Origin of the sequence: Microbulbifer sp. TYP-18 (assembly GCF_040932045.1) — a bacterium.
In the GTDB taxonomy this organism is placed as follows: domain Bacteria; phylum Pseudomonadota; class Gammaproteobacteria; order Pseudomonadales; family Cellvibrionaceae; genus Microbulbifer.
Window position 1 is genome coordinate 1 of the sequence record NZ_JBFRBC010000050.1, and the last position, 7,748, is coordinate 7,748.

Below are 7,748 nucleotides of genomic sequence, written 5' to 3' on the forward strand. Positions count from 1 at the left end.
CAGAATGAGTCGCCGTGGGGGTTTGCTATGTCTGACAATGAACTGGTCCAGCAACACTTTGTGTAGCTCTACCGCAACGGATCGATCCTGCCCCTGCTCGAAGCGGCACAGGGTGGCGGTACTGGCGAGTGTCTTCGTGCGCTGACACCCAGCTTGCAGGACGGTGTCAAATCGCAGCTGATCGTGATCGTTGAGATCTTCATACCCAGCAGCAATCGCAAGCAAACGCTGTCGCACCAGCTGTTCCCCCTGGTGAGCAACTGAGGAAATGCGACGGGGATCATTGACGACACCGGCCACCGCGTGGGATAGGCCAAGGCGGCGATCGCATTCACGAAGCAGCAACAAACCGGCATTGGAGGTTAAATCTCCACCAGTGAAATCTGCGGTGATTTTGCGGCGGGAAAGGGATGAAAAACGGATCTCAGGCTGGTAGCATTTGGTCACGGCGGAATTTCTTATCAGACTGTTTTAAGCACCAGCAATGATAAGACTTTCCGCCGTTCTTGTATCTGAACTCGCGCAAAATCCGGGCTAGCCCGGATATTTCATGATCCAGCCTAGAGCACAGTATTTTCTTCTAACTCTCGAAGAACCGCGATCGTAGGCCATTAATTGATCTACTCGAGCGCAGAGTAGCCAACTCCAATTCTGCCGGGCGCAATTGCCCCTACCTCATTTTTTATTCCGTGCCGGAGCAGCACTCTTTCATCTATATAGGCACCTGCCTCGCAAGAGATTTCTCTGTCTGGCATTGACGTCGATGGCAGGAACCGCAGGCGCCGTGTGTTTTTAATCACCACAGCTGCGACCTTGATCAAGCGATTGCGTAAGGTGCCAACCACGCTTTCGCCAGCGGCGTATTCTTGAGCTGTTCTCGCAACTCTTCGAACAGTATCCAGGCCAATGCCGAGAGCAGTAGCCGCCACTGATTCGGCCACCAGCGGTGGCAGGAAGTGCGGCCCGCGAACAGATCCAATTGCTGATCCTTGATGCGGTTTTCCATGTCTCCGCGTGCGCAGTACAGCTGGCGGTATAGCGCCTCGCCATCACCGTCCAGATTCGTAGTCACAAACCGGGGATTGGAACCTCCGTGGGTATACTCCGCTTTTCCAATAATGCGACGGGGATCATTAACGACACCAGCCACTGAATGGGATAGGGCAAGGCGACGATCGCATTCGCGAAGCAGCAACAAACCGGCATCGGAGGTTAAATCCCCACCAGTGAAATCTGCGGTGATTTTGCGGCGGGAAAGGGATGAAAAACGGATCTCAGGCTGGTAGCATTTGGTCACGGCGGAATTTCTTATCAGACTGTTTTAAACACCAGCAATGATAAGACTTTCCGCCGTTCTTGTATCTGAACTCGCGCAAAATTTGGGCTAAGGCCGGCGCGAGGCCTTGGGAAGCATTCAATTCTGCCCCAAACCATAGGGTATTAAAGACCCCAATCGCATCGATAACAGGCACATCGAAAAGAGGTCACCCGGAGGGGATTCACAACAGAAAGTAGTTAGGGCCTGTTGACACTAACTGAGTTGGCCCTGTTGTGACAGAAAAGGTGCCAATCAAGGCAAGGGGAACGCGGTGGACGCAGGGAGTTTTCCCCTGCGTCCGGCTGCACCACCGGAAACTGCGGCGACCCTTGGCCACCGCCGATTCTGCTCTATGGATAGGTATAACTGGCCTGCAACCCCAGGGGCATACCCAGACTCCAGTAAATTACCAGGAACAGGGACCAGCAGAGCAGGAATACCACTGAGTAGGGAAGCATCATCGAAACCAGGGTACCAATTCCTGTGCTCTTCACGTAACGCTGACAGTAGACCACCACCAGGGGGAAATAGGGCATCAGCGGCGTAATGATATTGGTGGATGAATCCCCTACCCGGTATGCCGCCTGGGTCAGATCCGGTGAAAAGCCCACCTGCATCAGCATCGGCACGAAAATCGGCGAGAGCAGTGCCCACTTGGCGGAGGCGGATCCCACGAACAGATTCACAAATCCCACCAGCAGGATAATCCCCATCAATGTAACCGGCCCCGGCAGATCCATGGCCGCCAACAAGCCGCCGCCTTCGACCGCCAGCAGAGTGCCCAGACCGGAGCGGGCGAACTCAGCGATAAACAATGCACAGAAAAACGCCATCACTATGTAGTAGGCCATGGAGCCCATGGTTTTGGACATGGCATCGATCACGTCCTTGGACCGCTTGAATGTCCCCGCTACATAGCCGAACACCACACCTGGCACTACGAACAGCAGAAAAATCAATGGCACTATGGACTGCATCACCGGTGCGCGAAATGAAGCCAGCTGTCCTGTCCCATCCCGCAACACCGAAGTTTCCGGCACCATCCAGGCAATCAGGCCCACCAGGCCCGCCGCCATTACCAGCAGCGACCAGCGCAGTGCCCATTTTTCACCCGGCCCCAGGTCCTGCATCGCCGGCATTTCCTCTTCGTCACCGTCGATCGCCACTCCCTTCAGCCGCGGTTCAATCACTTTGTCCGTGAGCCACCAGCCCAGCAGCACTATTACCAGGCAGGATGCCGAGGTGAAAAACCAGTTGTTGAGCGGGTTCAGAAGGACGTCCGGATTGACAATCTGGGCTGCGGACTGGGTAAAACCCTGCAACAGCGGATCTATGGCCGAGGGGACAAAATTGGCGGAAAAGCCGCCGGAGACACCGGCAAAAGCGGCCGCGATACCCGCCAGGGGGTGGCGCCCCGCAGCGTAGAAAATGACACCTCCCAATGGGATAACCAGCACATATCCGGCATCCACAGCAGTGTGGCTCACTATGGCCACCAGAATCAGCATCGGGGTCAGTAGCAACTTGGGAGTCACACCCAGGAGCTTTTTGAGTACCGCATTGATGAATCCACTCTGCTCCGCCACACCGACGCCCAGCATAGCCACCAGTACCACGCCCAGCGGCGCAAAACTGGTAAAGGTAGTAACCATATTGGAGAGAAAGTACGCGAACTGCTCACCGGAGAGTAAATTGGAGATTTGTATCGCCTCTCCCGTAGCCGGGTGCTGCGCGCTAAAACTGACCCCCGACAGGAACCAGGACAACACCCAGACCGTCACCATCAACATCAAAAACAGTATCGCCGGGTCCGGCAGGCGGTTGCCCACCACCTCGATAAAATTCAAAACCCGGTTAACCCAGCCATTTTTACCGGAGCCGGCCTCACCATCCGCCAGCATACCGGTTCCAGATTGCACTTCACTCATTCTGATCACTCCCTTTTTATACTTAGTTGTTATTCTTCTGCTTGATTGTTTTTTCTCAACCCCGGGAGTAAATCCGGGGTGTGACGCGGCATGACCGGCGAAGCCCAGCCTACGCCCCTATTCCAACAAACCATATCCCTCATGGATCAATTTGCCGCTCCTGCAATCCCCCTCTAATCACTCATGCTGCAACGGCTGGCACCGTTCTGTGCCCAATAGCCGCAAGGCCCCACAACCTGTTCGGTCGCCGGGTCAGGATCTTCCGATCTTGCGGATGCCCACCGCGCTGCGGAGCTGTTGCAGCGCCGGGACCGAGTAGGCTCTGGCTTTTTCCGCTCCCTTCTCCAGCTCCAGTTCAATCTGTGCCGGATTCGCCAACAGTTCGCTATAGCGTTCACGGGCTTCCATCAGCTCGCCGTTGACAAGCTCAAACAGCTGCTTCTTGGCCTCCCCCCACGCAATACCACCGGCGAAGGCCTCGCGCATGGCCTCCGTTTGTTCCGGGGACGCAAATGCCTGCCAGATCTGGAATACGGTGGACGTATCCGGGTCTTTCGGCTCACCCGGCTCCAGCAGGTTGGTCCTGATTTTGTTGATATGCTTTCGCAGCTGCTTCTCGTCCAGGAACAGCGGAATGGTGTTGCCGTAGCTCTTGCTCATCTTGCGGCCATCGAGCCCCTGCAGCACCGCCACATGGTCGTCCACCACAGCCTCCGGCAGCACAAAGTGCTCCCCATAGTGATGGTTGAAGCGTTGGGCGATATCCCGGGCCATCTCGATATGCTGTACCTGATCCCTACCCACCGGCACCTTGTTGGCGTTGAACATCAGGATATCCGCTGCCATCAGAATCGGGTAACTGTAGAGCCCCATGGTAATACCGAAATCCGAGTCCTCACCATCTGCGCGGTTGGCATCCACCGCCGCCTTGTAGGCGTGAGCGCGGTTGACCAGACCCTTGGCGGTCATGCAGGTCAGAAACCAGGTCAGCTCGGGAATCTCGTGGATATCGGACTGGCGGTAGAAAACCACATTGTCGGTGTTTAGGCCCAGGGCCAGCCAGGCGGCGGCAATCTCCAGCGTCGACTGGTGTACCTGCTCAGGGTCCTGGCACTTGATCAATGCGTGATAATCGGCGAGAAAATAGAAAGAAAGGTTGTTCTCATCCCGGCTCGCGGCGATTGCCGGGCGAATGGCCCCTACATAATTGCCCAGATGAGGCCTGCCAGTGGTGGTGATGCCGGTCAAGACACGCTGTTTACTCATAGGTTTTCGAGATTCCGTGCTACTAACTATCCAACTTTCGGTGGCCATAATACCGCCTTCAGAGCCGGGATAGTACGCCGCATTGCCATTCCCGGCTGCCGCCTGGGCCAGGGTGGGCAAAATTTGAGCACCCGTCGAGCCCTGAGGTCGGGAGCTGTTGGCGCCTGGGTGTCACAGCCCTGCGAAAACCGCTGGTCTACTGACTCTAAACCTCCCAAATTACTTAGGGATTCGACATAAATGACGAAAATGCACCAATTAGTCACGGGCAGCAACCGGCTGCCGCCGGGAGTGGGATTTGCGGTGCCGGTAAAAGTGCGCTTGAATACGGATCTGCGCTGCGGACCGCCGCAAGCTCGCACAGCCGGAGATTGGTATTACTGGCGTAACAATTCGCGCAACCGGCGGCCGTGTCCCTTGCGGTGCTGAATCCCGTAACAGCAACCGCAGGGCCACAAGCAGGCCTAGCTGCTGCGCTGCTCTGAGCGCCGCGCAGCCAGCACTATGATGTACATACCCGGGGCCCAACTGTGATCGCCGCGTTACTGAAAAAATTCCTTGTCCTAGTCGTCATTGGCTGCCTGCTGGCAATTGCAGCCCTGCTGTTGTTTCCAACTTTAAAATACACCATCTACCGGGAACTTCCGGTAAACCTCCGCTGGGACATCTCCTATGTTTCCAGCGACAAATTTCTGGTGGGCATGGTGTTTCTGATCGAGCAGGACGACAAACTCATGCTGGTACGCCACAGCTATCAAAGTGCCTGGGGACTTCCGGGCGGCTGGCTTGAACATGGAGAAACTATCAGGCAGGCGGTGCGCCGCGAACTGCAGGAGGAGATTGGTGCTGAATTAATCTCTACGGAAATTTTCGAAGTTAAAAAGCCCCCCTATACACCGGTGGTAAATATCGCTGTCAAATGTCAGATCAAGCTGGATCATGCCAGCTTTAACGACAATGAAATTACAGAGATACGCTACTTCTCCAAAAACAACCTGCCCGAAGACATACTCTATACCCATAAGCCCTATATCGAGCGCTATCTCAACGCATCCCAGTTGACCGCGACTCCGTAATATCCCGGGCGATCGATCCTTAAGCCTCACCAACAAGTGCATTCTTCAAAACCCGGGAACCTCTGATACTACCCCATAGTAAAATGCTGCCAAAAGTGATTGAAAAACAGGTCCCGGATTCCCGGGAAACCAATTGCTGATTTCTGGTGTACTGCCAATGGCTTCGTCGGCTTCTGGGAAACTCTACTCGATGTCGCCTAAAGCCTCCGCTTGATTGAATTCTTTGCAAAAAGCGAATACCGTAGGGCTACTGCCCTAGCCTTCAGTCGTCAAACTGGTACAGGCAAAGAAAAAACAGCGAACAAATAGATAAAAAACAGCTGAATAATACCGCAATCATCGCCATGCAGCCCACGGGGTGCCCAGTAACGGCAGCGCCCGTGGGAAATCCATAGCCATAACGAATCGTCAATAAATAGGGAAGGACTACACCATGACCGCGTGAGTTAAGGCATAGGCGCCACCTCCCGGTGTTACGAGCACCGAGAGATGGCTAACCCCGAAAGATAACGAAGCTATCTAGCGAGGCTGTCTTGGATGATACGCCACACATTCGCTCGTCTTCAATAAGGTTCCCCCTGAAGCCGGGCCCTACTGGCCACCCCCGCCCCTGGCGCCGGGGTGTCCTGTGGCGTAGCGCGACCATTGGTGTGGTGCTTTACTTCAGCCGCGCACCGCCCTGGCAGCGCGACCTCTGCCCGGATTTATCGTTTCCTTTTCCCCAAGGACCGCGCCTGCGGCGAGAATAACGGTGCAAAGCTAATCGCTTTGATAACGCCTTTCCGTCACAGGCGATTTAAGGAGCCTATAAAGATGGCCGTATTCCCCTGTCGATTGTCTGAGCCACTACAACTGGAAAGCTTTTATACCATTACGCCCGTAGCCATCCACGACGATATCGTGGAGTTGGACATTGCGCCATGCGAGGTTGGTCGCCCCCTTTGGCTCAAGCGCTTATTTGAGCTGCAGGAGCGAGCCTGGGAACTGGCGGACCACCAGGCCATGTACCCCTCCTCCCATACACCAGCCCCAGCCCCGCCGAAATCGACCAAAGGAAAGCGATCTTGATCTCAAAAGCGGGGCATCTCTAAATGACAGGTGCCCAGAGCGGTACCGCCAGTGCTTGTCTCCTCCTCACAATGAGGGGAAGTAAACGCAGTCAATACAGTGTACTCCTCTCCACCGGTGCCCTTGTCATTGGGCAAGACTTGATCGTTGGGAAGGGATACCGCAGCATTGGCCCTTAACAGGCTATTGAAAACAGTGTTTTTCAGCAGCCTGTTGTTCCGAACAGGGATGTTCGAGCCGCAAATCAAGCATGTGACTGCTTGATTTGCCGTAGAGGATCTGCGGACATTCGCCGCATACTCTGGCGTTATGCCAATGGAGATATCAATGCCAATTTTAAAAAGCGTAAAAAGGTTTCTATTTCTTGGTCCTGTCTTTTTTATTGCTGCCGTGAGTGCAGGCAATAACAAGGCCCCGGATTTCGAACAATACCCGGCAGAACAGCATTTAGAGCAAAAACCACTAGCAAATATCGATTTCTCCAGTAATCTAAGCGCAAAGATGTACCAAGTGAGATTAAAGGAGGGTGTGGCTAAGGGAGCAAACTTTGCTGACCACTATGCACTCGTTTCATGGGGTTGCGGAAACGAATGCCAAAGCCTTCTAATTGTCGATCTCAAAACTGGAAAAATACATAGTATTAAAGACAAACCAGAACCGCTCCTAAGCTCAAGAGGGCTCGATTTCAGGCTTGAAAGCCGACTGCTGATCGTCGATCCGCCTTGCCCTGAAAACTACAACCCCTGCATTTCACACGGGAGGTCTGGGCTCCCAGTCCGTTATTACCTTATGGAAGATAAGGGACTGCGACTAATTGTAAGCGGTACATGAACCACATTATTCAAAAGCATGTAGTTTGCGTACCGCCTACGCAACGCGCAGGTTGTCCAGCCCGCGTTTTTTGTGGGCGAGGTTGCCCAAACTTGTTATACTATTAACCCGGCACACTTATAGTTCTCTACGCCGCATATTCAATAGCAAGATGCCTGAAGTAGGACGCTACCCGGGCTGGCATCTTCTGTAGTTTCCTCATATGCGATAATGCTTTTCCCTTTAGCTGTTCTTTTGACCGTGCCGGTTTTCCGCTATGCA

6 protein-coding genes and 2 pseudogenes are annotated in these 7,748 nt (G+C 54.2%); 3 read left to right on the forward strand and 5 right to left on the reverse strand.

Annotated features, from left to right (window positions below):
* From ABVT36_RS18390 to ABVT36_RS18410, 5 genes and pseudogenes are all read right to left on the reverse strand, one after another.
* On the reverse strand, positions 1 to 447 hold a 447-nt coding region (locus ABVT36_RS18390), incomplete at its 3' end, for a transposase (RefSeq protein WP_368457866.1).
* A 302-nt stretch (positions 448 to 749) separates the two neighbouring features.
* Positions 750 to 1,090: pseudogene (locus ABVT36_RS18395) on the reverse strand (transposase); the annotation flags it as partial.
* Positions 1,091 to 1,135: 45 nt separating this feature from the next.
* A pseudogene (locus ABVT36_RS18400) lies at positions 1,136 to 1,297 on the reverse strand (transposase); the annotation flags it as partial.
* Between the two features lie 371 nt (positions 1,298 to 1,668).
* Positions 1,669 to 3,246 (reverse strand): AbgT family transporter, encoded by a 1,578-nt coding sequence (locus ABVT36_RS18405; protein ID WP_367149138.1) that lies wholly within the window; start codon positions 3,244 to 3,246, stop codon positions 1,669 to 1,671.
* 252 nt (positions 3,247 to 3,498) lie between these two features.
* Positions 3,499 to 4,512 (reverse strand): tryptophan--tRNA ligase, encoded by a 1,014-nt coding sequence (locus ABVT36_RS18410; RefSeq protein ID WP_368457867.1) that lies wholly within the window; start codon positions 4,510 to 4,512, stop codon positions 3,499 to 3,501.
* A gap of 530 nt (positions 4,513 to 5,042) precedes the next feature.
* On the opposite strand from ABVT36_RS18410, the gene ABVT36_RS18415 reads away from it, so the two are divergent.
* The 3 genes from ABVT36_RS18415 (at position 5,043) to ABVT36_RS18425 (ending at position 7,487) form a co-directional block, all read left to right on the forward strand.
* Positions 5,043 to 5,588, forward strand: a complete 546-nt coding sequence (locus ABVT36_RS18415; RefSeq protein ID WP_367149140.1) for an NUDIX hydrolase — start codon at positions 5,043 to 5,045, stop codon at positions 5,586 to 5,588.
* 813 nt (positions 5,589 to 6,401) lie between these two features.
* On the forward strand, positions 6,402 to 6,656 hold the full coding sequence (locus ABVT36_RS18420; RefSeq protein WP_368457868.1) for a hypothetical protein: 255 nt from the start codon (positions 6,402 to 6,404) through the stop codon (positions 6,654 to 6,656).
* 327 nt (positions 6,657 to 6,983) lie between these two features.
* Positions 6,984 to 7,487 carry a hypothetical protein gene (locus ABVT36_RS18425; protein ID WP_368457869.1) on the forward strand — a complete coding sequence of 168 codons (504 nt, stop codon included), beginning with the start codon at positions 6,984 to 6,986 and terminating at the stop codon, positions 7,485 to 7,487.
* Positions 7,488 to 7,748 lie beyond the last annotated feature (261 nt).